Source organism: Solimonas sp. K1W22B-7 (assembly GCF_003428335.1).
Classification (GTDB): domain Bacteria; phylum Pseudomonadota; class Gammaproteobacteria; order Nevskiales; family Nevskiaceae; genus Solimonas_A.
This window is the reverse complement of the sequence record NZ_CP031704.1, coordinates 1,862,704-1,887,599: the sequence shown is the minus strand read 5'-3', so window position 1 is coordinate 1,887,599 and position 24,896 is coordinate 1,862,704. Positions and strand designations below refer to the sequence as shown.

17 protein-coding genes are annotated in these 24,896 nt (G+C 67.1%); 7 read left to right on the top strand and 10 right to left on the bottom strand.

Annotated features, from left to right (window positions below):
• Positions 1–1,938, bottom strand: a complete 1,938-nt coding sequence (locus D0B54_RS08700) for a DUF1302 domain-containing protein (protein ID WP_117290948.1) — start codon at positions 1,936–1,938, stop codon at positions 1–3.
• A gap of 204 nt (positions 1,939–2,142) precedes the next feature.
• Here D0B54_RS08700 and D0B54_RS08695 point away from each other — a divergent pair, with 204 nt between their 5' ends.
• On the top strand, positions 2,143–2,910 hold the full coding sequence (locus D0B54_RS08695; protein ID WP_117295124.1) for an SDR family NAD(P)-dependent oxidoreductase: 768 nt from the start codon (positions 2,143–2,145) through the stop codon (positions 2,908–2,910).
• A 434-nt stretch (positions 2,911–3,344) separates the two neighbouring features.
• Here the strand turns inward: D0B54_RS08695 and D0B54_RS08690 are convergent, their stop codons facing one another.
• Both D0B54_RS08690 and D0B54_RS08685 read right to left on the bottom strand, forming a co-directional pair.
• Positions 3,345–4,853, bottom strand: coding sequence for an aldehyde dehydrogenase family protein (locus D0B54_RS08690; protein WP_117290947.1), 1,509 nt, complete (start codon positions 4,851–4,853; stop codon positions 3,345–3,347).
• A 115-nt stretch (positions 4,854–4,968) separates the two neighbouring features.
• A complete protein-coding gene (locus D0B54_RS08685) occupies positions 4,969–6,345 on the bottom strand; it encodes a DUF1329 domain-containing protein (protein ID WP_117290946.1) in 1,377 nt (458 codons plus the stop codon).
• Positions 6,346–6,575: 230 nt separating this feature from the next.
• Between D0B54_RS08685 and D0B54_RS08680 the strand changes: the two genes are divergently transcribed.
• A complete protein-coding gene (locus tag D0B54_RS08680; RefSeq protein ID WP_117290945.1) occupies positions 6,576–7,769 on the top strand; it encodes a helix-turn-helix transcriptional regulator in 1,194 nt (397 codons plus the stop codon).
• Positions 7,770–7,900: 131 nt separating this feature from the next.
• Here D0B54_RS08680 and D0B54_RS08675 read toward each other — a convergent pair whose 3' ends face one another.
• Complete coding sequence (locus D0B54_RS08675; protein WP_117290944.1) at positions 7,901–9,001, bottom strand: Rieske 2Fe-2S domain-containing protein; 1,101 nt, start codon at positions 8,999–9,001, stop codon at positions 7,901–7,903.
• 166 nt (positions 9,002–9,167) lie between these two features.
• Between D0B54_RS08675 and D0B54_RS08670 the strand changes: the two genes are divergently transcribed.
• Positions 9,168–10,688 carry a cellulase family glycosylhydrolase gene (locus D0B54_RS08670; protein ID WP_240433572.1) on the top strand — a complete coding sequence of 507 codons (1,521 nt, stop codon included), beginning with the start codon at positions 9,168–9,170 and terminating at the stop codon, positions 10,686–10,688.
• Between the two features lie 25 nt (positions 10,689–10,713).
• Here the strand turns inward: D0B54_RS08670 and D0B54_RS08665 are convergent, their stop codons facing one another.
• From D0B54_RS08665 to D0B54_RS08645, 5 genes are all read right to left on the bottom strand, one after another.
• Positions 10,714–11,715 carry an NAD-dependent epimerase/dehydratase family protein gene (locus D0B54_RS08665; RefSeq protein ID WP_117290943.1) on the bottom strand — a complete coding sequence of 334 codons (1,002 nt, stop codon included), beginning with the start codon at positions 11,713–11,715 and terminating at the stop codon, positions 10,714–10,716.
• Positions 11,715–12,200 carry a nuclear transport factor 2 family protein gene (locus D0B54_RS08660; RefSeq protein ID WP_117290942.1) on the bottom strand — a complete coding sequence of 162 codons (486 nt, stop codon included), beginning with the start codon at positions 12,198–12,200 and terminating at the stop codon, positions 11,715–11,717. The genes D0B54_RS08665 and D0B54_RS08660 overlap by 1 nt, the downstream gene beginning before the upstream one ends.
• Positions 12,201–12,304: 104 nt before the next feature.
• On the bottom strand, positions 12,305–13,975 hold the full coding sequence (locus tag D0B54_RS08655) for a beta-N-acetylhexosaminidase (RefSeq protein ID WP_162932311.1): 1,671 nt from the start codon (positions 13,973–13,975) through the stop codon (positions 12,305–12,307).
• Between the two features lie 74 nt (positions 13,976–14,049).
• Complete coding sequence (locus tag D0B54_RS08650) at positions 14,050–15,966, bottom strand: CocE/NonD family hydrolase (protein ID WP_117290940.1); 1,917 nt, start codon at positions 15,964–15,966, stop codon at positions 14,050–14,052.
• Positions 15,967–16,016: 50 nt separating this feature from the next.
• Positions 16,017–16,658, bottom strand: coding sequence for a TetR/AcrR family transcriptional regulator (locus D0B54_RS08645; protein ID WP_117290939.1), 642 nt, complete (start codon positions 16,656–16,658; stop codon positions 16,017–16,019).
• 130 nt (positions 16,659–16,788) lie between these two features.
• Between D0B54_RS08645 and D0B54_RS08640 the strand changes: the two genes are divergently transcribed.
• The 3 genes from D0B54_RS08640 (at position 16,789) to D0B54_RS08630 (ending at position 21,755) form a co-directional block, all read left to right on the top strand.
• Positions 16,789–18,552, top strand: coding sequence for a CocE/NonD family hydrolase (locus D0B54_RS08640; protein ID WP_162932310.1), 1,764 nt, complete (start codon positions 16,789–16,791; stop codon positions 18,550–18,552).
• 297 nt (positions 18,553–18,849) lie between these two features.
• The gene (locus tag D0B54_RS08635) at positions 18,850–21,201 is read left to right on the top strand and encodes a zinc-dependent metalloprotease family protein (protein ID WP_117290937.1); all 2,352 of its coding nucleotides are present in this window, start codon (positions 18,850–18,852) and stop codon (positions 21,199–21,201) included.
• Positions 21,202–21,308: 107 nt separating this feature from the next.
• The gene (locus D0B54_RS08630; protein ID WP_117290936.1) at positions 21,309–21,755 is read left to right on the top strand and encodes a YiiD C-terminal domain-containing protein; all 447 of its coding nucleotides are present in this window, start codon (positions 21,309–21,311) and stop codon (positions 21,753–21,755) included.
• 42 nt (positions 21,756–21,797) lie between these two features.
• On the opposite strand, the gene D0B54_RS24970 is transcribed toward D0B54_RS08630, so the two are convergent.
• Positions 21,798–22,367, bottom strand: a complete 570-nt coding sequence (locus D0B54_RS24970; RefSeq protein ID WP_162932309.1) for an AraC family transcriptional regulator ligand-binding domain-containing protein — start codon at positions 22,365–22,367, stop codon at positions 21,798–21,800.
• A 126-nt stretch (positions 22,368–22,493) separates the two neighbouring features.
• Here D0B54_RS24970 and D0B54_RS08620 point away from each other — a divergent pair, with 126 nt between their 5' ends.
• Entirely contained in the window at positions 22,494–24,791 is a 2,298-nt protein-coding gene (locus tag D0B54_RS08620) for a beta-glucosidase family protein (protein ID WP_162932308.1), read from the top strand.
• The last annotated feature ends 105 nt before the right edge of the window (positions 24,792–24,896 follow it).

Here is a 24,896-nt window from a genome sequence, read left to right as displayed (position 1 = left end):
TTAGAAACTGTACTTGGCGGAGACACCGAGGAAGTCGCGGTCGGCGTAGGGGTTCTTGGCGAAATGCGGAGTGCCGAAGTAGCCGGCCCAGGTGATGCCCAGGGTGAGCTGCTGCAGGTAGGTCATGTTGAGACCGACGCTGAGACGCTTGTCCTGGATGCCTGCCAGCGGACCGAAGGCCGCCGTGAGCGCGGACTGGCCCTGCAGCATACGCGCGGCGTAGACCGGCACGGTGAGATCCCAGCCGCGAATGACGTTCTTGCGGTCGAAGATGAACAGCAGCGAGATGCCGGAGGAGTCCTTCGAGTTGTGCAACTGGGTGTTGCACTCGTAGGGATTGCAGACCGGGTCCACCTCCTGCACGTGGACATAGCCGGTCTCGCCCACCACCGACAAGGTGTCCCACAGCGGCAGGCCCAGCATCTGCTGCGGACCGAAGGAGTAGATCGCCGACACCAGGCCCTGCATGACCTTGGCACGCGTCGGCGAAGGCACCGGGCCGAGCAGGCCGCTGCTCAGGTCCACCAGCACGTCGACACCGTCGCGGTAGATCAGCTCGCCGGCCACGTTGGCACCGAACAGCGACGACGAGAAGCTCAGCGCGGTCATGCGGATGCCGTCGAAGTAGTTCGGCTGATAGGTCACCGGCACCTGCAGGCCCATCATGCCGGTGGACAGTACCGGCACGCCGCCGGGGCCGACCAGCAGGGGGGCGGAACCGTAGGTCTGCACCGGCGCCGGCGTGGTGCTGTGATAGCGCAGGTGATACAGGCCGAGGCCGGTGTTGGGCGTCAGCTGATACTTCAGGCCGACACCGTACTGGCCGTGGTCGCTGGGCTTCTTCTCGCCGTTGTACAGCACGTTGATGTACTTCGGCTGACCCGGCATCGGGATGTTGGCGATCTGCAGCGGCACATCCGGCAGGAAGGGGTCCAGGCGGGCCAGCGCGGTATTCAGGAAGTTCACCGCGGGGCCCGCTGGCAATCCCGCGAAGTCCGCCACCAGCTGCAGGTACTGCGCCAGATCGGTGGACAGCAGGTTCACGTCGGCCAGGTTCGGCAGGTACAGCGGGTTCTCCAGGCCGTAGGTGAATTGCGCGCCGGGGCCGACCACGTCGGCCACCGAGAAGTATTCGCCGACCGGATTGAGTTCGGTGGACTTGTACTCCAGCTTGTACTGGCCCAGCAGGGTCAGGTCCGGCGTCAGCGCCAGCTGCATCGACACCTGGTTGACCGGCAGCAGGATGCTCTTCACGTCCGCACCCGGCACGTTGGCCTTGGTGGCGTCGGCCGGCGCCTGGGCCAGGGCCACGCCGGAGAAGAACAGGCTCTCGCCCCAGGCCGCGATGTGGCGGCCGACGCGCAGGTTCAGTGCCGTGTCGTCGCCGAAGTACCAGCTGCCGTAGACGTAGGCGTCCAGCAGGCGCGCGCGGGAACCGTCGTAGTACTCGGCATCGCCGGTGAACCGGTCGACCGGTCCCTGGTGCGGGGAGTTGATGTTGCCGGTGGTCTGGCTCAGCGTCGCCGACTGCCGGTTGTCGTTGGCGTGGTGGTAGACGTCGTCGTAGAACGCGTCGCCGCGGACCTTCAGGCCGTAGTCCTCGTAGGTCAGGCCCATCTCGCCGAGCAGGGTCAGGCGGTTGTTGAACAGGGAGCCTTTCCTGAAGTTGCGATCGCCGTCATCGTAGTTCGCCGACTCGGGAATCTTGAGCGTTTCGGGAACCGGGATGTTGGCGGCGCCGGGGGCGTTGATGATGCGGTCGTCGGCATCGTGCAGGCGCATGGCGGCGGCGTAGCTCATCTGCATCTGCCAGTCGCCGTCGAGCCCGAAAAGCTCGAACTCCCCTGCCCCCGCCGGGCCGCTGGTCAGGGTCAGGATCAGGATGCAGGCAACGACCCGGCCGCGTTGCGCGAACGGCCCTTGTGAGCGACGGTACATGAGCCTCCTCCGGCTGATCGTTCTGGTTCTGGCAGCTTCGCCAGCTTAGGGAGCATGGTCTACCGGCTCCTCCCTCAAACTGCGTACAGATTTTTGCTGCACTGCGATGCGAGGGTCCGCCTTCGGGTTCGTCCCAAAGGGTGAGGATTCCGGAGGGCCTGCACCCGAATACTGCAGGCCATTCCCAGTACCTCAAGGATGGCCATGCAGAACAACGATTTCCCCAAGGGCGCGACGCTGGTGTTCGGCGGCAGCGGCGGCATCGGCCAGGGCGTGGCGACGACCTTCGCCGCCTCCGGCTCCGACGTGGCCGTCGTGTACCGCTCGAAGCAGGAAGTCGCCGAGCGTGTCGCTGGCGAGATCAAGGCCCTGGGGCGCAAGGGCAGCATCCACGCCGCCGATGTCACCGACCCGAAGCAGATCGAGGCCGCCGTCGCCGCCGCCATCAAGGAACACGGCCGCATCCATACCGTGGTCTGGGCCGCCGGCCCGGTGGTGGAGCAGGTGCATCTGGCCGACACCTCGCTGGAGCTGTGGCAGAAGTCGATCAGCATCGAGGTTCACGGCTTCTTCAATGCCTTCAAGGCCACGATCGAGCATATGCGCGCCAGCGGCGGCGGCTCCTACGTGCACCTGGGCTCCGCCGGCCACGTCTGGTGGCCCGCCAAGGACGGTCTCTCGGTGGCACCGAAAGCCGCCAACGAAGCCTTGATCACCGGCATCGCCAAGGAAGAAGGCAGGAACAACATCCGCGCCAACTCGGTGCTGGTGGGCGTGATCGAAGCCGGCATGTTCCTGGAACTGCTCAAGCGTGGCGTGTTCGACCAGAAGTGGATCGACGAAACCCAGAAGCTGCTGTGCCTGAAGCGCTGGGGCAAGCCGGAGGACATCGGCAAGGCGGCGGTGTACCTGGCCACGGCGACCTATGTCACGGGTCAGCAGATCAATGTGTCGGGCGGGTTTGGGATCTAACCCTGCCTAGATGCAACAAAGAGCCCTGGGAAACCGGGGCTTTTTTGTGTTCCCTCTCCCGCAGGCGGGAGAGGGATTCAGGGAGAGGGTTTCTGTAAATCGAAGTCTGGCTGGCCCAAGCTTGATTTACAGAAACCCTCTCCCGGCCTTCGGCCACCCTCTCCCGCAGGCGGGAGAGGGGACAAGAGGTGGCGCCATCCATGGCGAGACGACAGCTACCTAAATGAGCCCCAGCCCATGTTTGGCTTACTTCGGCATGACATTTAGTCATGCCTCAGCAGGGCCAAACATTCCATGGCCGGGCGTTCGGCAATGCAGGCAATGCCATTTAGGCATTGCTTCACCCGCTTCGCGGCACTCGGGATGAACGGTTCGGCGGATCGATCAACAAAAAGCCCCGCACTGGGCGGGGCGTTCTTGTCTGCACAGCGGGCTCAGCGCTTGAACTTGCCCATGAAGTTCACGACCCCACTGATCAACTTGACCATCGCCGGCGCCAAGGGCTTGCCCTCGATCATCTGCGTCAGCTGCTTCTTGTACTTGTCCGTCAGCGGCGGGAAAAAGTCGCGCGGATCCATCAGGGCCGGGCCCTCTTCCATCACGGCGCGCTGGTTGGAGCACTCCAGGAAGGTGGCGTGGCCGACCATGCGGCCGATGCCGCTGCTGTTGACGCCGCCGAAGGAGATGTAGGGGTTGGTGCCCGACTGCACGACGTTGTGGTTCAGCACCGTGCTGCCCGAGGTGGTGTTGTTGCGGAAGAACTCCCAGGCCTCCTGGTCCTTGGCGAAGACGTAGAGCGCCAGCGGCTTGTCACGGCCGCGGATTTCCTTGATCACCTCGTCGCGGTTCTTCCAGGGCTTGACCACGATCACCGGCCCGAAGATCTCTTCCTGCATGATCTTCATGTCTTCGGTCACGTTGGTGACCACGGTCGGGGCGATGTAGCGCAGCTCGGCGTTGTACTCGCCACCCATGACGATCTTCGCACCCTTGGCGCGCGCATCCTCCACCAGGCCCTTGATGCGCTCGAAGTGGCGGGCGTTGATGATGCGCGGGAACTCGGGGTTCTTGTCGAAGCCCTTGCCGTCCGGGTTGTACATCGCGGTGATTTCCTTCACCAGCGAGTCGGTGAACTTCTGGATGATCGACTCGTGCGCCAGGATGTAGTCCGGCGCGATGCAGGCCTGGCCGGCGTTGCACATGCGGCCCCAGGAGGTCTTCAGCGCCGCGTCCTCGATGTCGGCGCTCTTGTCGATGATCGACGGATTCTTGCCGCCCATCTCCAGCGTGACCGAGGCGAAATGATCGGCGGCAGCCTTCATCACGATGCGGCCGACGGTGTTGTTGCCGATGTAGAAGATGTGGTGGAAGGGACAGGCCAGCAGGGCCTGGGCCACTTCGATGCCGCCCTCGACGACGGTGACGTCGCCGTCCGGGAGGGCTTCCTGGACAATCTTGGCAAGCAGGGCCGAGGAATGCGGCGCCAGCTCGGAGGGCTTGAGCATCACGGCGTTGCCGGCGGCGATCGCACCCAGGGTCGGCAGCAGGCCGATGACGTAGGGGGCGTTCCAGCTCGGCAGCGTCAACACCATGCCCTTGGCCTCGTAGTGCATGTAGCACTTCTTGCCCAGGGTCATCAGCGAAGGGCCGTCAGCCTGCTTCGGCTTCATCCAGCTGGCGAGGTTGCGCTCGATGAACTCGGCCTCGAACTTTAGCATGACCAGCTCGCCGTCCATGTCGGGCGGCGTCAGGCCGCGCTCGAGGCGACCGGTTTCGTAGATTTCCTTGCGGTACTTCAGCACCGTCGCCATCAGGCGCTTGATCTTCGCGATGCGCTGCTCGGCGCTGGTCAGGTTGTAGTCCGGCGCCTTGGCGGCGAGACGGTCGAACAGCGGGCGGATATGGGCGGCCTGGCCGGCGCGGATGTCGACGACAGAACTCATGGCGGTGTCTCGATTCAAAATTTTGGGGTACGGGATGCCAAGGGAAAAGCCCCCGGAAAACGCACAATGACCACTTTCGCGGTCATTGTGGTCGTCCGGATGGCCTAGATGCCGATCAATGGCCCGCTCTGGCGGCGGCCTCGGGGGTGAACATGCCCGGCGTCATCGGCGTATTGACGCGCCACCAGTCTTCGGGCTTGCGCTCGTTGAGCAGGTTGGTGGCCTCGTAGACGCCGGCCGTGAGGTCATGGAACAACTGCACGCCGCGGTGATGCGCAGCGGATTCCTGCGAGTAGAAGTACAGGATCACGGCGATGCGCCAGAGCTGGTCGCGGCCGTCGTAGTGGTCGGCCCAGAGCACCTGCCAGCTGTCCTCGTCGACGTAGATGCGGCGGGTCTTGTACTGGTGGCGCAGACCCTGGATCAGGTTGGCCTCGATCACCCAGACACGGCGCAGTTCGTAGCGCACGTACTTCGGATTGATCGTGTTGGGCGTGACCAGTTCCTTGTACTTGATCGTCGGGTCGTTGATCTTGAAGTTGTGGAACGGCAGGTAGACCTCCTGCTTGCCCAGCAGTTTCCAGTTGTAGCGCTCCGGCGAGCCGTTGAAGCCGTAGTCCTCGTCGGTGGTGTGCAGGCCGGCCGGCGGCACCGGGTAGTCGTAGCCGATCTCCGGTGCCTGGCGCACGCGGCGCGTGCCGGGCAGGTACTGCCAGGCCTGGGTGGCGTCGCTGACGAAGGCGTTGGGCTGGAAGCCGACCGCCACCAGGCCCTTGTCGCGCTCGGGCAGCAGGTAGGCGGTATAGAAGTAGCTGTTGATCTTGTCGGTCAGCGAACGACGCGTGTTCGGGTCGTTCATCACGTTCATGGTGAAGAACCTGTTGCGACCCCAGGCGATGGTGCCGTTGCCGTAGACGTCGGCGATATCCAGGACGCCCTTCTCGGTCCAGGCGCGGAACGCGGTCTTGACCGACCAGATCGCCTCCAGGCCGCTTTTGGGGATCGGGAAGGTGGGGGCACCACCGGTGCCGGTGACCGCCTTGCCGCCGTCGGTGATCTCCGACTCCACGGCGTTCTTCTTGGTGAGATCGCAGACCCACTGCGGGTTGCCGAAGTCGCGATGCGTCGGGTAGACGATCATGCTGTAGTTCTGCGGGTACTTCTTGAACAGTTCCTTCTGGCCGGCGGTGAGCTTGCCGGCGTACTGGGACATGTTCTGCGCGGTGATCGTGAACGACGGCTTCTCGGCCGCATAAGGACCCGGCTCATAGCCGTGAGGCCCCTTCATGCCCGGCCACTTGCCGACCCACTGGCCACCCCACTTGGGGATGCTGCCGTCCTTGTTGCCGGCGCGCGTGCCGCCCTGGCAGTTCAGCTCAGGGCCATCGAGCTTCGCCGCTTCCTCGGGCGTCAGCTTGGCGCTGGCTGTGGCAGGTGCGAGGGCCAAAACGACCGCAGCGCTGAAAAATGCCGTGCAAATCCTGGAACGCATCGCAAGTCTCCTCCGACTGATGGTTGCCCTTCGCCCGCGCCCTTTTTCCGGGTCTACGAGTCCCTGCAGTGTCGGCGAGCGTGAAAGGGCGCCGCCTCATCCGAAAACAGTACATTTTTTGCCCGGGCACCCGGCACTTCGCAATCCGCTTGCGGCATGTTACATTGCAGTTGCAATGTTTTTTTGACGTACCGGTCCGCGGCCATGCCCCGCGGCTGGAGGAGGAAGCCATGTTAGCCACCGAACCCCGCGTCCGCGCCCCGGCGCCCGTTCCGCGTCGCGCCCCGCCGCGGGAGCCCCTGGACAGCGAGCCGCGCCAGGTCGGCGACCTGCTGGGCGCGCTCTACGAGGGCGCCCTGGAGCAGCCCCCCTGGGACAGTGCGTTGCGCCTGCTGCAGCTGCGCCTGCAGGCCGCGCATGTCTCGCTGATCCTGCGCCCCCCGACCGCCGACAGCGCTGGCGTGATGATCAACGTCGGCGGGAACCCTGCGGCGCAGGTGTCCTACGAAAAGCAGTACTTTGCGATGGATCCCTTCGTCAGCCTCAAGGAAGGCGAGGTGATGACGCCGGAGGAACTGATCGGCAAGCAGTGGCTGGAAGGCCCGATGTACCAGGATTACCTGCGGCCGCAGGACGTGCGGTATGTGCTGGGGGCGGACGTCTACACGCCGGAGGGCATCGAGTGCCGCCTGCGCGCCACCCGCGGCCATGGCTCCCTGCCCTTCGGCGAGCAGGACAAGGCGCTGTTCCGCTACATCCTCCCGCACCTGAAGCGGTCGATCCAGATCCAGTCGAAACTGGACTCGCTGGAATGCGAGCGCCAGATGCTGGCCGGCACGGTCAACCGCATGCTGCTGGGCGTGATCTCGCTGTCGCAGACCGGCGAGATCCTGGAGATCAACGACGAGGCGCGCCGCATCCTGGCGGAACGCGACGGCCTCTGGCGCGGTCCCAACGGCCTGCAGGCGGACAACGCCGACGACCGGCGTGAGCTGCAGCGCCTGATCCAGCGCGGCCTGGGCCATGGCAGCGGCGCCGTCGCCGGCGGCATGGTCGAGGCCATGCCGGTGTCGCGCCCCTCGGGCCGCGCGCGGCTGTCGCTGGTGGTCAAGGCCGTGCCGGGCGCCGACTGGTGCGATGCCCGGCGCCGCCCGGCCGCGGTGATCTTCCTGCGCGACCCGGACTGCAACACCGCCCCGCCCTCGCTCGACCTGGTGCGGCGCCTGCTGGGCCTGACCCGCGTGGAATCGCGCATGGCGCTGCTGCTGGCCGAGGGCTCGACGCTGGACGAGGCGGCCGAGCTGATGAACATCCGCCGCAACACGGCGCGCACGCATCTGCGCTCGATCTTCTGCAAGACGGGCGTGACGCGGCAGACGATGCTGGTGAGGTTGCTGTTGCGGAGTGTGTTCAGCCTCGGCTGACAACCCCACCGGACCGTTCACCCCGAGTAGCCCAGCGTCCCTCGATACACCGCTTCGCGGCACTCGGGATGACCGGTATGGTGAAAGAAAAAGCCCCGCATCTGCGGGGCTTTTTCTTTACCTCAACCCGCTCACACGTTGTCGAACGCGTGCTTCATCTCCGGCTTCTTCTCCAGCCCCTTGTCGATCTCGACCACGCGCTTTGCGCGCAGCTCGCCCGGCACGGCGGCGGCGTCGATGTAGAACTGCTCGTACCACTGGCGGTTCTGGTAGACCGGGCCATCGCCGTCGCAGAGCAGCGGGTTGTCGATGCGCACCTTGTTGTGCCAGATCTCGACGTCTTCGCCGAAGGCCTTGTTGGTCAGGTCGACGTACTGCTTGACCATCGCGTCACAGGCTTCCTGGCTCATGCCGGGGAACTTCTTCACCAGCACGCCGAAACGCAGCTCGAAGCTGTTCTGGTCGATCGGGGTGTGCGAGTTCAGCAGGATCGATTCCACCGGGTAGCCGCCCATGGAGCCGAACATGTGGGTGATCTGGTAGGCCGGGCCGTAGTAGCTGGCGATAGTGGTCAGGTACTCGTCGGAGCCGCCGAGCTTGCTGTTGATGCCCACCATGACCTGGGTGGCCTTGTGGTTCTCGAACAGGTTGGCGAAGTAGACGACGTTGTCCGAGCCGTGCACGGAAACGAAGTGGGCCATGTCGGCGATGTTGTCGACCAGCTCGCGGCAGTTGGCCTTGATGGTCCACTGCACCAGCGACCAGTCGGACCATTCGTCCGGATTGAACACCGGGTCGATGCGCGGGATCGCCACGTCCGGCGTCGGGCCGTTGCCTTCCGGGTCGTTCCAGACGAAGAGCATCTTGTTCTCTTCACAGGTCTGCCAGCTCTTCACGCGCGCCTTGGGCGGAATGCGCTTGGCGTAGGGAATCTCGTTGCAGACGCCGTCGCCGCCCCAGGCCCAGCCGTGGAACTTGCAGACCACCGACTCGCCCTTGACGCAGCCCAGTGCCAAATCCGCGCCCATGTGCGGGCACCAGGCGTCGATGATGCTGAGCTTGCCGCTCTCGCCCTTGAAGACCACCAGGCGGGTGCCGAAGATGTTGATGCCGTGCGGCTTGCCGTCCCGGTACGGCTCGGCCAGGCCCAGGCAATGCCAGCCGCGTGCGTAGCGATCGGGCGGGGCCGCAGCCTCGATTTTGTGCATCGGCGTCTTGATTACCGCAGCCATGGGGTTTGCTCCTGGGGGCTAATGGAGCGCAGTGTCTCCACGGTCGGATGCGCGCACATCATCCGTTTGAGTGAATCACCCACCCGCCCGCACGGCGTTTCATACCTGCATCACACCATGAGCGGCGGACCAGGACCGGTACCGCCGCCGATCCGGAGGAGAAAACGTGCGTAAAACCCTGATTCGTGGGGGCCTGGCCGCCCTGCTGCTGCTTGCCGGCCTGTCTGGCTGCGGTTCCTCGACGCCCTCCTCCGGCAACACCGGGACGACTGCCGAGCCGCCCCAGCTGCGCCGCGACGGCCGCTGGCTGGTGGACCCGCAGGGCCGCGTGGTGCTGCTGCACGGCGTCAACATGGTGTGGAAGGTGGAGCCCTTCCATCCGCCCGCCACGTCCGAGGGCTTCGTCGCCGCCGACGCCGACTGGCTGGCGGACCAGGGCTTCAACGCGGCCCGCATCGGCACCCTGTGGGTCGGCGTGTCTCCACATGCGCCCGGCGAGGTCGACCAGGGCTACCTGCAGGCCTGGGATCGCGTGGTGCAGCTGCTGGCCTCGCGCAGGATCTGGATGCTGTTCGACTTCCACCAGGACCTGCTGGGCCCGGCCTACCAGGGCGAGGGTGTGCCGGACTGGGCGGTGGAGCAACTGCGCGGCAGCCTCACCGACCTGCTCGGACCGCCGTCCTTCGGCTTCCCCTTCAACTACTTCACGCCGCAGCTGTCGCAGGCCTTCGACAATCTCTGGGCGGAGCGGGGGCCGGTGCGCGACGGCTTCCGCGACGCCTGGATCGGCGTGGCGCGCCGCTGGCGCGACCAGCCCTATTCGATGGGCTACGACCTGTTCAACGAGCCCTGGGCGGGCCTGGAGTACCCCACCTGCCTGATCCCCTTCGTCGGTTGCCCGGCGCACGACAGCGGCGAGCTGCAGGGCTTCTTCGAGTACGCCCTGGCCGGCATCCGCAGCGTCGACCCGCACAACATGGTCTGGTTCGAGCCGCAGCCGATGATCAGCGTCGGCGCTCCCACCGGCTTCAGCGCCGTGCCCGGGGAGACCCAGCTGGGCTACTCCTTCCACTACTACTGCCCGCTGACCACCCTGGCCAACTCGGTGCAGCTGGGCCTGCTGCAGGCCCTGCCCCTGAACGAAACCTGCGCCGCCTTCGGCCCGCGCACCTTCAACTACGCCCGCGACCAGGCCGACCGCATGCAGGCGGTGGAACTGCTGACCGAATTCGGCGCCACCGACGACCTCGACGTGCTGCGCCAGGTGGCGACGCTGGCCGACGAGCACCTGGCCGGCTGGCACTACTGGCAGTACAAGAACTGGCAGGACCCGACCACCGAGTCGCAGGGCAGCGGCAGCCAGAGCCTGTTCACCGACGACGCCGACCTGGGCAGCGTCAAGACGGACAAGCTGCGCATCCTGTCGCGCAGCTATCCGCAGGCGACGGCCGGCATCCCGCAGTCCCTGTCCTTCGACCCGGACAGCGGCGAGTTCAACTACCGCTACATACCGCGCACGGCGCAGGCGCCCACCGAGATCTACGTGCCGGTGGCGCTGCATTACCCACAGGGCTATACGCTGGAAGTGACCGGCGCGCGCAGCCTGTCGGCGGCCAATGCCGGGCTGCTGAAGCTGGAGAACCTGCCGGGGGCGACGGAGGTGGTGGTGCGGATCGTGAAGCGCTGAAGCCGCTCCCACAACAGCAGGATAATCAGGCCGCCCTGCCCGCCTCCAGCCAACCCTCCTGGCGCAGGAACGCCAGCGCATCGACCAGGGATTCGCGCGGCGGCCGCGGATTGAAGCCCAGTTCGCGGCGCGCCTTGTCGTTGAGCACCACGCGGTTGAGTACCGCCTGGCGCAGCACGCCGGCGTTGAACTTGGGCGGCTGGCCGCTGAGGCGTGCCGCGGCCAGGGCCAGCGGCAGCGAGGCCCAGCCGACCCATAGCGGCAGGACGGTCCTGGGCATGGCCACGCCGCAGACCTCCTCCCAGATCGCCATGAACCGGCGCATGTCCAGCACCTCGCCGGTCAGCAGGTAGCGCTCGCCGCGGCGTCCGCGCGTGGCGGCGGCGACGAAACCGGCGGCGACGTCGCGCGCGTCCACGTAGTCGCTGACCACCTCCATCATCACCGGGATGCGGCGGTGGTAGAGGTCCAGCAATGCGCGGCCGAAGATCGAAGGCTCGTAGTCCTCGGGGCCGATCATGTTGCCCGGCATGCAGACCACGGCGTCGAGGCCTTTCTCGCGCACCAGGGTGGCCACCAGCAACTCGGCCTCGGCCTTGGTGCGGGAGTAATCGGAGCGGCCCTTCATGTTCAGCGGCCGCGTCTCGTCCAGCGGCAGCGCCAGCGGGCGATGCTCCAGCGCCGAATGCGAGGAGCAGTGGACCATGCGCAGGCCGCGCGCCGCGCAGGCCTCCGCGACCCTGCGCGTGCCCTCGACGTTGACCTGCTGCGTGCTGCCGTCACGGTCGGGCTCGATGCTGACCTTGGCGGCAAGGTGGAAGACGCAGTCCACGCCGTCGAGCAGCGCGGCCACCGATTCGGCCGACAGCACCGAGCCATGCACCATGTCCACGTCCAGGCCCTGCAGCGAGCGCGGCGTGCCGCGGCCGGGCGGCTCCAGCACCCGCACCTGGTGGCCGTCCGCCAGCAGCGCCCGCACCAGCGCACAGCCCAGCCGTCCCCCTCCCCCGGTGACGGCGGCAAGCATCAGGAAGCGTGCTTGACGCCGTGCTTCGCCAGGTAATGGGCAGTGATGTTGGGCGGCTCGGTGAACGGCGTGACGATCTCGAAGATGCGCGAGTAGGTGGCGCGCTTGATCAGCCACTTGCCGCCCTGCTTGACGTAGGTGTCGCGGTACAGCGAGGAGCCGTCGGTGATGATCTTGTTCTTGAGGTCGCAGAACCAGTCCTTCAGGTACCAGGTGCCGGTGGCCTCGGTCGGCGACTGGAAGTCGATTTCCGGGTGGTTGACGTGATGCAGCGCGATGGCCTCGGCGTGGAAGGCATAGCCGATCGCTTCCAGGATCTTGTCGCGACCCTGCGCCTCGAACAGGTAGCTGCCGCCCTCGTAGCGCACGCTGGCGTCCTCGGTGAAGAGCGTCTTGAGCTCTTCGAGGTTGGCCGTGTCGATGCAGCGGCAGTAGGCGTACTTCAGGCGCTTGATCAGCTCCAGGTCTTCCAGCGGCAAGGACATGGTTTTCTCCTCGGAATGATTGGGATGGGCTCGATTCCCAGTATTGGGACAGCCGCCGCCATGGGGCTTCACCCGTTAGGACGAAAGCCCCTGCGGGTTTGGCCTTAATCCGCCGGCAGGCTGTACCCGGGGGCGTGGCCGATGGCCTCCGCCAGGGGCTGGAAGGCGGCGTAGCGCGGGGTCAGCCGCGGCGAATTCCAGGTCTTCTGGGCGACGATGCGCAGGCGCGGCGCGATGCCTGCGGCGATCTCGGCTTCGGTCTCGGCCTCCGGGCTGTCGGTCCAGACGAACAGCTTGGCGCCGAGGTTGCGCGCCTCGTCGGTGGCCACGGTCTTGACCGGCAGGACGTGCACGGTCTGGCACAGCACGGCCGGGGCGTTGAGCGGGCCGGTGAACTCGTTGACCTCCCAGCTCTCGTACATGCTGCAGAGGTCCGGTCGCGGCGGCAGCCCCGCGGGGAAGCCGGCGGCGGCGCCGACGGTGTAGTAGAGCGGCCAGTAGCTGGCGTTGCCGATCGTATGGCCACGGTCGAGGAACTCCTGCGGCGGCGGCGGCAGCAGGTCGCCGATGGGATTGAAGTCGGTCCACCATTCCACCACCGTGTCCGGGTTGACGTTCACGGCATTGCCGCCGGAGACACCGTCATGCCAGAAGCGCGCAGTCCGGCCGTGGCTGCGCACCACGCCGTCGAGCCAGTTCACGAAGTCCAGCACCGCGTCCTTGGCATTGGCGTCTGCCCCATGCTTCTCTCGGGCATAGGCCTGCAGCTGCGGATAGTTGCGGTACTCCGCGGATGCCATGTACTCGTCGCCGCCGGTGTGCCAGTAGCGGCCAGGGAACAGCGGCAGGAACTCTTCCACCAGTTCCCGCGCGTACTGTCGTGCCAGCGGATTGGTGATGTCGAGCTTGTCCGGCGCAGGCTCACCATTGGCGTCGGTCAGCTGGAACTCGGGGTGCGGCGCCAGCGCGGCGGTCATGTGGCCCGGCATGCCGATCTCGCCGATCAGGGTGACGTGGTGGCGCCGCGCCAGCGCCACCAGTTCACGCAGCTCGGCCTTGCTCAGGTGCTCCGCCGAGACGATCTCCGGATGGCGCTCGCTCTCGATGCGAAAGCCCTGGTTGTCGCTGAAATGCAGGTGCAGGACGTTGAGCTTGAGCCAGGCCAGTTCGCGGATGTGCTGGCGCAGCCATTCCGGCGTGAAGTACTTGCGGCCCGCGTCCACCATCAGGCCGCGCTCGGGGTAGCGTGGCCAGTCCAGTGCATGGCCGGCGGGGATCGCGGAGCCCTGCGCCAGCAGCTGCAGCAGCGTGCGCGTGCCGTAGAACACGCCGGCGGATTCCTGCGCCTGGATTTCCAGCACCGGGCCGCTGCGCAGGCCATAGCCTTCCGCTCCGAGGCGGGCATCGCAATGGCCGCGGCTCAAGGCGATGTCGCCGGCCACCGGCGTGCCGGACATGATCGCGGGCCGCCGGCCACCCTGCCGCTCCAGGTCCTCGGCCAGCACTTGCGCGGTCTCGGCCAGCGCGGCGCCATCGGCCGGGTCCAGGACGATGCGCGAGGCCACGCCGTAGGCGTAGCCGCTCGCGCCGGGCTGCCAGAGCTGCAGTGCCGGGATCGTCGCCGGACGCGCGCCGGGCGCGTCGGCCAGCACCGCCGGGGCACAAACCTCCGAGTTGCGCGCATGGGGCGCTTCGCCCGCCGGATCGCTGCTGCCGCAGGCGGCCAGTCCCCATGCCAGCGCGGCCATCGCCGGGCCACGAATCGCATTGCGCATACCGCCTCTCCTCAGGGCAAGCATGGACGGCGGCGCGGACACTTCTGCGGTGCCCTGTCGCCCCGACCGGGAAACTATTGCGTCAAACGGCTGCCGGGGTACACCCCGGGCAGCAGGATCGGCAGACCGACGTCGGTCAGCGTGACCTCATAGACATTCGGCAGGTTGACCAGGCCCAGCAGCGGATTGAGCGCCGTCGTGATCGGCGCCGGCAGCAGCGCCGGCACCCCCGGCAGGATCGAGGTCAGGCCGCCGACGTTCTGCGCCGCCAGTACCGGTGCGAACTGCACATGCTGGCCGTAGAACACCAGGCCGACCTCGTCGCCGTCCTGCAGCTGCTGCCCGACCCCAGGCAGCAGCAACTCGCCCGGATGATCGACGCCGCGGTTGCTGTCGTGATCGCCCTCGACGAAGGCGGTGACCTGGCCGTTGACCAGGTGCAGCTGTCCGTCGCGACGGACAGCCACGCCGACGATCGCGATCGCGGTCTGCAGGTTGCCGGCACCGGGGGTGACCGTGATCCGGCCGAGACGCGGGATGCCGGCCAGCACCCTGCCCTCGCCCGCGATCGTGGTGACCGGGACGAACACGCCGGCGCCGGCGTTCAGCGCATTCACCGAGGCGCTGAGCCTCGCCGCCCGCGCCGGTACCGCGCCGGCACCCGCCAGCGCGCCGACCGGAAAGGCCGGCAGCGTCACGCCCGCCGGTGCCAGCTCGGGATCGCTGCTGTCGAGCAGCGAGATGCAGACCCTGGGGATGGCGCGGAACGCGGCCGAGTCGATGTTCTTCAGGTAGCGGTCGAGCCAGGCCAGGAGCGCCTGTTGCACGTCGACCTTGCCGCAGGCCCAGGCGCCGCGCGCCTGCCCGGCGAGCGGGTTCATGTGCCCGTCCTCGTGCGTGATCACTCTCACGTCGGCACCGGTCGCCGCGAAGTAGCGCGCGTTCCAGTAGGCCTCGGTGACGTTGAACAGCACATCGCGCTGGCCCTGCGTGAACAGCGCCGGCACCGGCCGCAGGCGGGCACTGGACTCACCGAAGCCCCAGGGCTGTCCGGCGGCCTGCCGCGACTCGAAGTAGTCCATGCTGTTCCTGTACAGAAGATCGACCACCTCCTGCTCGCTCGCCGGCCGCGGTTGCGCGACAGGGCTGGCGCCCAGGCGGACCAGATCGGCGCGAGTGCGTACCAGGTTGGCGGTGGGCGCCAGCGGCCCGATCAGATTGGCGACGGTACGCAGGGCGGGAGTCGCGGTCACGCCCTGCCCCGGCACCAGTTCATCGAGCTGGATGAACAGCATCAGCAGCCGCGCAAAGGTCTTGACCGCATCACCCGGCGCTGCGCTGTAGAGGGTGTCGTGGAAGGTCCGGTCCGGCGCGATCACGTCGATGCGCCGGTCCAGCGCCGCCAGCAGCATCTGGAACGCCCCGCCGTAGCTGGCACCGAGCGTGCCGACCCTCAGGTCCTTGTCGATGCCACTGCCGGGTTCGGTCTGCACGCCAATCTCCGCAGCGTGGTCATACGCCCAGTCGAGGATCGCGCGCGCATCCTGGATTTCCGCGTTCGGATCGAGCAGGCGCGCATTGCCGCCACCCTGGGACGGGCGATTGTCGCCGTGGCCGCGCTGGTCGAACCTGATCACCACATAGCCACGCCGCAGCAGCGGCTCCATGTTGCCGTCATCGAGCTTGTCGCTGTTGACGGTGCTGTAGTTCTCGCTGAAGCCATGGCCATAGAGCACCAGCGGCAAGGCCTCGCCGGGGCAGCGCTGCGGCATCAGCACCACGATGGGAATCAGGGTGGTCGGCATGGGATTCACCGTGGCGTCGAAATCCGAGGGGACGCCGACGCTGAGGCGTTCTTCGCGCACGGCCGCCGGCAAGGGGCTGTCGCAGCGTGCGCCCGGCACGGGCCCCGCACCGTCGGGGGGCGAAGAGGAATGACAGGCCGACAGCAGGCCCGCGACCAGCAGGCCGCCCCACAGGGTGATGCGCATGGAACCGTTCTCCTCCGGTACCGCTTTCTCTTGTTTTCCTGCCGCGGGACTCAGGTCCCTGCGGCGGCATCCAGTTCGCGCTGCAGCAACTCATGCAGTACTGCGTAGGCCCGGCTCACGCGGGCGGTTTCGCCGGTGGTCAGCAGGTCGATCATCAATCCGCGGCAGCCATCGGTCATCACCGTGGCGATGGTCTCCGCGCGTTCCGGCAAGACTCCGCGCGCCACGCAGGCCTGCGTCAGCGCCGGCAGCCAGGCCTTGACCACGCCCTCGAGAAACTCGGCGTGCTGCTCGGGATGCTTCACCGCCTGGGCGTAGATCTCGAAGAAGGCGCGCCAGAACGGCAGGCGCTCGGGTGCTGAAAGCTGCGCCCAGGAGGCATCGACCATCGCCACCGGATCCTGCTGCTGCTCCAGCGCGCGCAGGTTGAGATGGCGCAGTTCGCGCTCGCGCAATTCCGCCAGCACGCGCTCCAGCATCGCTTCCTTGCTGCCGAAGTGATGCAGCAGGGTGCGATGGCTGATGCCCATGGACTCGGCCATGGGGCGCAGCGACAGGCCGCCGAAGCCCTCGCGCAGCACATAGGCAATGGCCCGGTCCATCAACTCGCGGCGGCGGCCGTCGTGGCGGCTGGAACGGCCGTCGCGCCGCGAATCCGCCGGTTCGGCCGGGATTTCGTCCATCTGGTTCATGTACCAGATGGTGCGCCAATTCGGAATTGACCGTCAAGTTGCCGTTTGTCTGCCTTTTGGCACCGCCTATCCTGGATTCAGCCAACTCGCTACGATCGGTTGATGTACCGTATGGTTCATATAAATGATCATGAACAGGCCCCACGCGACCCTGGTTTCCGCCGTCCTGGCGCTGCTGCTGGCCGCCTGCGGCCACGCCAGCGATCCGGTGGACGACGTCACCGTGTCGCTGCCGCCGGCACCCCCGGATGCCCCGGACCATGTCAACGTCGTGCCGCCGCCTCCGGCACCGGGCCAGTCGCGCGATGGCCTGAGCTACGACGTCTACATCCAGGTGCCCGCCACCGGCGACCTCATTGCGTTCACGGTGTTCGAGCCCGCCACGGTCGAAGCCGGGAAGAAATACCCGCTGCTGCTGCACGGCCACGGCGGCGGTGCAAGCCGCGTCACCAACAAGAACGACCCGCAGTCGGCCTACAGCCCCTTCAACGACAACGTCGGCTTCTTCACCGAGCATGGCTACGGCGTGATCAGCATGGACCAGCGCGGCCACGGCGAATCCGGCGGGCAGATCCGCCTGATGGATCCGGACTACGAAGGCCGCGACCTGCTGGCGATCCTCGACTGGGCCGAGAACCGGCTCGGCTGGCTGGCCTACGGCCGCAGCGTCGATGGCAGGGACCCGCACAACCTGCGGGTCGGCGGCATCGGCGGCTCCTACGGCGGCGCCTTCCAGATGCTGCTGCACGACATCGACCCGCGGCATCGCATGGATGCCCTGGTGCCGGAAGCCACCTGGCATGACGTGCGCGACGCGCTGTCTCCCGCGGGCACCGTCAAGACGCTGTGGGGTACTTTCCTCGGCCTGCGCCTCGGTACCGCGGGCAACGGTCTGGATCCGTTCATGCGCTCGATATTCGTCGATGGCCTGCTCGGCCGGCCGTTGAGCCCGGAGCAGGACGACCTGGCCTATTACCACAGCAATGCCTACTTTTGTAACGGCAGGCCGGTGGCGACCAACGGCGGCCCGGGCACGCAGCCCCTGTATCCACCAAGGCGGCCCGGGAAGATCCACGCGATGTTCTTCCAGGGCATGCGCGACACGCTGTTCAACTTCAACGAGGCCTACCGCAACTACCAGTGCTACAGGCAGGGCGGCGGCGACGTGCGCCTGCTGAGCTACCAGGCGGGCCACAACGCCACGCCGGTGATACCCGATCCGGGCGGCGACCTGTTCCAGCCCCTGGGTCACATGTTCAACAGCCGCTGCGGCTCCCTCAGCGTGCACGATGCCGCCCTGGCCTTCTTCGATGAACACCTCAAGGGCATCGAGGCTGCTGCGAGTCTCGTGCCGACGCAGCTTTGCCTGTCGCTGCGGGTGGACGACGCGGTGCTGGTCGACGAGGTCATGACCGGTCATGCGGGCCGCGAGGCCGCGGTGCCGGCAGCCACGGTGGTGGCGGGCTTGCCGGAACTGCCGACGGTGGTGGAACTCGGCATCGTCGCCGGCGACAACGGCGATGTGCTGGGCGGCATCCCGCGCCTGGAGATCGATATCGAACCGCTGGCCGGCGCCGCCGCTGGCGAGCCGGTGATCTTCGCCGGCATCGGTCACAAGCGCGCACTGCTCCCCAACCTGCCCCTGCCACTGGTCTGGGACCTGGTGGACAACCAGGTGATGCCGATCCGCGGCAGCGGGCACCATGAGATCGATCTGGTCGGCGTCGGCGAGCGCCTGCAGCCGGGCGACCGGCTGGCGCTGCTGCTCTACGGCAGTCACGACCAGTACCTGCTCAGCGGCTCGGTCAACGCGACACAGCCGGCCGTGGTACCGCTGCGCGTGTCGGGCAGGATCTGGCTGCCCTTGCTGGGCCCGCTGCCACCGGCACCCTGAGACAGGATGTAGGACAAAGCGACGGCCGCGTGCAGCCATTCCTGCAGCGCGAGACCGGATCACGGCTGCCTTTCAGGCAGTCCTGTCGGCTGACGATTTTCGTCACCACGGGCAAGTTTGCGCAGTGGGAGACATACCACCCCCAGGCGGGTGATTTGCTGACGCCGGCTGACAGGAAAACACCGTTGTCGCCATCCCGGCCCGAACCGCCTAATCCGCATCGCCCCTCCCCCGAAGGGCAGACCACAACAACGATCCTTCCGGTTTCGGAAAAGGGAATCCCGAAAGATGAGAACCATGAAAGCCACTCCGGCCCTTTCGCTGCTGGGCGCCACCGCCCTGGGTGCCTGCCTGGCACTGCTGGCGGTACCCGCCGCCGTCACGGCCGCCCCCGCGCCGCTGCAGACGCTGCTGGCCAAGCCCCTGCTGTTCCCGCTGTTGAACCTGCTGCAGCCGCTGCGCGGTGCCGAGGCCGTGGCGGCCCTGGGCGACAACCTGGCCAGACTGGCGGCCTGGTATCGCATGACCCCGCAGCGCCTGGCCGACATCCTGCGCACGGATCCCTCCGCCTGGCTCGACCGCAACGGCCGCCTGTTCTACGTCGAGGCCGCACAGGCCGGCAGCGCCGCCGCGGCGCCCGCCGTGCAGCAGGCGCCGTTTCCGCTGGCCAACACCTTTGCGCTGCACAGCAAGCCCGGCGCCAAGCGCGTGATCTACCTGGACTTCAACGGTCACAGCGTCAGCGGCACGGCCTGGAAGGCCGGCGCGATTAATGCCCGCGCCTACAGCGAGGACAGCGACTACGCCAACTTCAGCAACACCGAGCTGGAGAACATCCAGCTGGCCTGGCAGATGGTGGCCAATGACTACGCGCCCTTCGACGTCGACGTCACCACCGAGGAACCGCCGGCGGATGCGATCACCCGCAGCGATGCCGCCGACGAGTTCTACGGCACGCGCGCGGTCGTCACCGACAACAACTTCGGCGCCTGCAGCGGCTGCGGCGGCGTCGCCTACGTCGGCACCTTCGACCAGTACGGCAGCGGCAACAGCGCCCATGCCTACTACCAGCCGGCCTGGAACTTCAACAAGGGCAGCGCCAAGGTCATCGCCGAAACCATCTCCCACGAGGTGGGGCATAACCTAGGCCTGAGCCACGACGGCACGGCCACGGCCAGCTACTACCAGGGACATGGCAGCGGTGCGACCGGCTGGGCCCCGATCATGGGCGCGGGCTACTACAAGGAAGTCACGCACTGGAGCCGCGGCGAGTATCCGGGCGCCAACAACACCGAAGACGACGTCACGCTGATCGACGCCAACGGCGCGAAGTTCCGTGCCGACGATTTCCCCGCCGCCTTTGCCGCCGGCTATGCCGGCCTGCCGCCGCTGTCCGGCAACGCCAGCGTCGGCAGCTTCGTGGCGGACCAGGCCGGGCTGATCGGCCGTGCCAGCGACAGCGACGACTTCGCCTTCGAGACCGCCGGCGGCAGCGTGAGCTTCGACGTGGTGCCGCAGACGGCGCCCAATGTCGACCTGGACGCCGTGCTGTCGCTCTACGGCGAAGGCGGCAACCTGGTGGCCAGCGCCAATGACCCCGAAGGCCTCGGCGCCAGCATCGCCACCAACCTGGGCGCGGGCCGTTACTTCCTGCGCGTCTACGGCACCGGCGACAGCAATCCCTCGCCCGGCTACACCAACTACGGCAGCCTCGGCGAGTACCGCATCACCGGCAGCTACCCTGTCGCCGGCGGCGTGGATACCCGCCCCGACGCCTTCAGCTTCGCCGCGCAAGCCAATGTCGCCCGCAGTGTCACGCTGACCTCCGGCAGCATCACCGTCAGCGGCATCGCGGCGCCGGCGCCGGTGACGGTCAGCGGCGGCGGCTACAGCATCAACGGCGGCGCCTTCGTCACGACCGCGGGCACGGTGGCCAACGGCAACACGCTGAGGGTCCAGCATGTCTCCTCCGGCGCCAATGCCACTTCGGTGACGACGACGCTGAACATCGGCGGCGTCAGCGGCAGCTTCGTCTCGACCACGGCCGACACGGTGCCCGACGCCTTCGCCTTCACCGCGGTGACGAACGCGCCCAAGGGCAGCCTGCAGACCTCCGGCGCCATCACCGTGTCGGGGCTCAGCGCCCCTGCCCCGGTCAGCGTCGGCGGCGGCAGCTACAGCATCAACGGCGGGGCTTTCACCACCGCGGCGGGCACGGTGGCCAACGGCGCCTCGCTGCGCGTGCAGCACAGCGCCTCGGCCAGCGCCAGCAGCACGGTGACCACCACGCTGAACATCGGCGGCGTCAGTGCCGGCTTCAGCTCCACCACCGCCTCGGACGGTCCCTGCAGCGCCTGCACCCCGTACAGCGGCTCGCTGGCCGCCGGCGCTACGGCCTATGCCCCCGCCAGTACCGGCTTCGCCTGGTCGGGTGGCACGCTGAAGGGCTATCTGCGCGGTCCGGCGGGCGCGGACTTCGACCTTGCGCTGGAACGCAAGGGCCTGCTGGGCTGGAGCAGTGCGGCCAGTTCGGCCGGCAACACGGCCAACGAGAACATCAGCTACAACGCCTCCAGCGGCACCTACCGCTGGCGCATCCGCGCCTACAGCGGCTCCGGCAGCTACAGCTTCTGGGGCGAGCCGAAGTAGGTCATACCGCGATTGATCCAGGGCGGGCTTCGGCCCGCCCTTTTTTTGGGCCCCGGGCATCGATACCGATATCCTTGGTCCATCACCCCTATCGGAACCCCGCCGCAATGGACCTGGAAGTCGCCAAGAAAGCCCTGGAAACAGGCATCAAGTTCGTCGCCAACTGCGGGCTGAAAGTCGTGGAGCTGCGTCGCGGCTACGTCAAGTGCCTGGTGCCCTTCGCCGGCAACGGCAACCACATCGGCACCATGTACGCCGGCGCGCTGTTCACGGTCGCGGAAATCCCCGGCGGGGCGCTGTTCCTGTCGTCCTTCGACATGACGCGCTACGCGCCCATCGTCAAGGAAATGAACCTGCGCTTCCTCAAGCCGGCCAAAGCCGACGTGACGATCGAGGTGGCGCTCAGCGAGGAGCGCATCGCCGAGATCAGCGCCGAGGCCGATGCCAAGGGGAAAGCGGAGTTCACGCTGGACGGCGAGATCAAGACCGCCGACGGCACGGTGGTCGCGATCAGCCACGGCATCTACCAGATCCGCTCGCTGCAGCGGCTGTGAGTCCAATCGTGTAGCAAAGTAGCCCGGATGCAATCGATGCTTTCAGGCCGCCTGCGCGGCGGAACAATGGTGACGGCCTTCCGTCCCTAAGTGCGCGGTCACGCCGGCGCCGCGCCGGTCGGTGATCCAGCGCGCCAACGTGATCCGCGATGCCTGCTGCAGCTTGGGCATCGAGTCGGGCACCGGGCTGCCGTGCGACCACTGCCAGATAACATCGACACTGCGGCCGCGCGTCACGAGGCGGGTCGAACTGATGTCACCGGCGAGGCGCAAATAGCGCTGCATCTGCTCGATGGCGTCGCCGAACGTGGCGCAACTCATCGCCACGTAGCTGAGCAGCCGATATGGCGCGGCTGGATACTGCTGCCGACTTTCAGCGCCAGTTCGGGCTCGCCGGTCGCTGAAATCGCGGCCTGTAGAAAGATAGGCGCATACCAGCCTCTGCGATTGCGGAGACGCGGCCTCACAGATTGGCCGACAAAGGCCCTTTACTGGCCTTTGCTGACCCTGCTTCTGTGCGACGGGACGGCTACAGTCCTTATGAGTACTCGAAGGCTGAATAAAAATCCGAAGCCGTAGGCTGCGCTGTCGGCAAAAAAGTGTGCCACCCATTGGGCGGAGCACCATGATTCGAGGAGAATCGATGATGTCGAAATTGCTGCGCTACGGGTCGATCGTCGCCATGGAAACGGCTGCTCTGCTCTGCGGCGCACGTTGTTGCTGCAGGGCGGCGCGCCTATGAACGTCCCGTCAAAGCTGTGTGCGGGCCTGCTGCTCGCCCTGCTTGGCCTCGGGTTGTCGGCCTGTGGCAGAAGCCAGCCGCAGGCCGCAGCCGGTACGTCGCCGGTCGCCGCGGCCGGCCCGGCGCGCTGCGGCGAGCATCCCTGGTGCGATACCCGGCTGTCGGCGGATGCGCGCGCCGATCGGCTGCTGGCGGAAATGACGCTGGAGGAGAAGATTTCCCTGCTCGGCGGCGACGATGTGTTCGCCACCACGCCGCTGCCGTCGCAGACCCGGCACACCGGCACCAGCTTCGGCATCGAGCGGCTCGGGATTCCGACGATCTATTACGCCGATGGCCCGCATGGCGTGGCGCAGGCGACCGGTGGCACTCCGATGCCGGCGGGCATCGCGCTGGCGGCGAGCTGGGATCCACGCCTGGCCTATCGCTACGGCAGCGTCATCGGCGAGCAGGCGCGCGGTCGCGGCAACGACGTGGTCTTCGCGCCCAATCTTGATCTCGTGCGCAATCCGTTCTGGGGCCGCAACATGGAGACCATGGGCGAGGATCCCTTCCTCGCGCGCACCTTTGCTCCGCCCCTGGTGCACGGCATCCAGGATCAGGGCGTGATCGCCAACGCCAAGCATTTCGTCGGCAACCACCAGGATGGCGCGCTGTCGGTGCCGCCCGAAGGCTTCCCGCTGCCGCCGCTGACTGGAGCCGTGGGTGGGCGTTTCACGACCGATGTCGTGGTCAGCGAGCGCGCCCTGCGCGAAATCTATCTCCAGTCCTACGAGGCGGCGGTCAAGGAAGGCGGCGTAGGCACCGTCATGTGTTCCTACAACCGCCTGAACGGGCCCTGGGCCTGCGAGAATCCCTTCACGCTGACCCAGGTCTTGCGCGAGGAATGGGGCTTCAAGGGCTATGTGCTGGCCGACTACAACGCCGTGCACATCCCGCAGGCGGGGCTCAACGCTGGCCTGGACTTCGAACCCTGGCCGGCGCTGGTATACAGCCCGCTGGTGGTCCAGGCCGTGCGCGCGGTCGCCCTGGTGAGCGACGAAACCATCAATAAGCGCGTGCGCAACATCCTGCGGACGCATTTCGCCTTCGGCGTCTTCGACCGGGCGGCTTACCCGGACGACATCTCGAGGATCGACACCGAAGGGCATTTTGCCGCGTCGCGCAGCATCGCCGAGCAGGGCATGGTGCTGATGAAGAACGACGGCGAATTGCTGCCGCTGCCGGCGCGCGCGGGCCTGAAGCTCGCGCTGATCGGCGCGGCCGCTGATCGCTACAACGCCGGTAGAGGTTCGTCCTTCGTCATCCCGCTGAAGACGACCACCCTGCGTCAGGGCCTGGAGGCGCGCGCCGCGGCGGCTGGCGTCGAGCTGCGTTACGACCCGGGCACCAGCACGAGCACCGCCGCCGCGCTGGCGCGAGAGGCGGACGTGGTTATCGTCGCGGTCAGCAATCACATGACCGAAGGTCACGACCAGCCCTGCCTGTCGCTGGACTGTGGTGGACTGCTGGGGCCGCTCGGCGAAGCATTGAGCTTTACGCCCGAATGCCTGCTGAGCGACTGCGCCGGCAATCAGGATGCGCTGATCGCAGCGGTGGCGGCAGCCAATCCCAAGACCATGGTGGTGATGCAGACCGGCGGCCAGGTGCTCACGCCATGGCGGGACCAGGTGCCGGCGATTCTCGAAGCCTGGTATCCGGGCGCGGATGGCGGCACCGCCATGGCGCGCGTGCTGTTCGGCGACGTGAATCCGTCCGGCAAACTGCCCATCACTTTCCCTCAGCACACAGTCGATACGCCGGTCGGCGGCGATCTGCTGCGTTACCCCGGCAACGGCGTGCAGGTGTTCTACTCCGATGACGTGTTGATGGGCTACCGCTGGTACGACGCGCAAGGCCTCGAACCCGCGTTCCCCTTCGGCCACGGCCTCTCGTACACGCGTTTCCGCTATTCCGACCTGCAGGTGAACGACCGTGATATCAGCGCCACGGTGGCCAACATCGGTACCCGGGAGGGCGCCGAAGTCGCGCAGCTCTACCTCGGCCTGCCGCAGCCGGCGCCGGGCATCGTGCAGCCGCCGCATCAGCTCAAGGGCTTTCAGAAAGTGCAGCTTTCCCCGGGCGAGTCGGCGCGCGTGCACTTCGCGCTCGACGCGCGCTCGTTCGCGTACTGGGACGAGGCCGGCGCGCGCTGGAGCGTGGCGCCCGGCTGCTACGGCGTGGCGGTGGGATCGTCGTCGCGCGCACTGCCGCTGCAAGGGGTTATCGCTCAGGCGGGAGGAAACTGCCCATGAGGCTACGGCAGCCGCGACCGGACTTGGAGGTCCACACCAGCAGTTCGCGAGGCTTGTCTCCCCCGGCAATGGGATCGCCGCAGATTCGGCGGTACCCGCCATCGT

Bases quoted from the DNA above. Each gene is read 5' to 3' on its own strand.
- D0B54_RS08700 (WP_117290948.1), bottom strand. From the start codon at position 1,938: ATGTACCGTCGCTCACAAGGGCCGTTCGCGCAACGCGGCCGGGTCGTT.
- D0B54_RS08695 (WP_117295124.1), top strand. From the start codon at position 2,143: ATGCAGAACAACGATTTCCCCAAGGGCGCGACGCTGGTGTTCGGCGGC.
- D0B54_RS08690 (WP_117290947.1), bottom strand. From the start codon at position 4,853: ATGAGTTCTGTCGTCGACATCCGCGCCGGCCAGGCCGCCCATATCCGC.
- D0B54_RS08685 (WP_117290946.1), bottom strand. From the start codon at position 6,345: ATGCGTTCCAGGATTTGCACGGCATTTTTCAGCGCTGCGGTCGTTTTG.
- D0B54_RS08680 (WP_117290945.1), top strand. From the start codon at position 6,576: ATGTTAGCCACCGAACCCCGCGTCCGCGCCCCGGCGCCCGTTCCGCGT.
- D0B54_RS08675 (WP_117290944.1), bottom strand. From the start codon at position 9,001: ATGGCTGCGGTAATCAAGACGCCGATGCACAAAATCGAGGCTGCGGCC.
- D0B54_RS08665 (WP_117290943.1), bottom strand. From the start codon at position 11,715: ATGCTTGCCGCCGTCACCGGGGGAGGGGGACGGCTGGGCTGTGCGCTG.
- D0B54_RS08660 (WP_117290942.1), bottom strand. From the start codon at position 12,200: ATGTCCTTGCCGCTGGAAGACCTGGAGCTGATCAAGCGCCTGAAGTAC.
- D0B54_RS08655 (WP_162932311.1), bottom strand. From the start codon at position 13,975: ATGCGCAATGCGATTCGTGGCCCGGCGATGGCCGCGCTGGCATGGGGA.
- D0B54_RS08650 (WP_117290940.1), bottom strand. From the start codon at position 15,966: ATGCGCATCACCCTGTGGGGCGGCCTGCTGGTCGCGGGCCTGCTGTCG.
- D0B54_RS08645 (WP_117290939.1), bottom strand. From the start codon at position 16,658: ATGAACCAGATGGACGAAATCCCGGCCGAACCGGCGGATTCGCGGCGC.
- D0B54_RS08640 (WP_162932310.1), top strand. From the start codon at position 16,789: ATGAACAGGCCCCACGCGACCCTGGTTTCCGCCGTCCTGGCGCTGCTG.
- D0B54_RS08635 (WP_117290937.1), top strand. From the start codon at position 18,850: ATGAAAGCCACTCCGGCCCTTTCGCTGCTGGGCGCCACCGCCCTGGGT.
- D0B54_RS08630 (WP_117290936.1), top strand. From the start codon at position 21,309: ATGGACCTGGAAGTCGCCAAGAAAGCCCTGGAAACAGGCATCAAGTTC.
- D0B54_RS24970 (WP_162932309.1), bottom strand. From the start codon at position 22,367: ATGGGTGGCACACTTTTTTGCCGACAGCGCAGCCTACGGCTTCGGATT.
- D0B54_RS08620 (WP_162932308.1), top strand. From the start codon at position 22,494: ATGAACGTCCCGTCAAAGCTGTGTGCGGGCCTGCTGCTCGCCCTGCTT.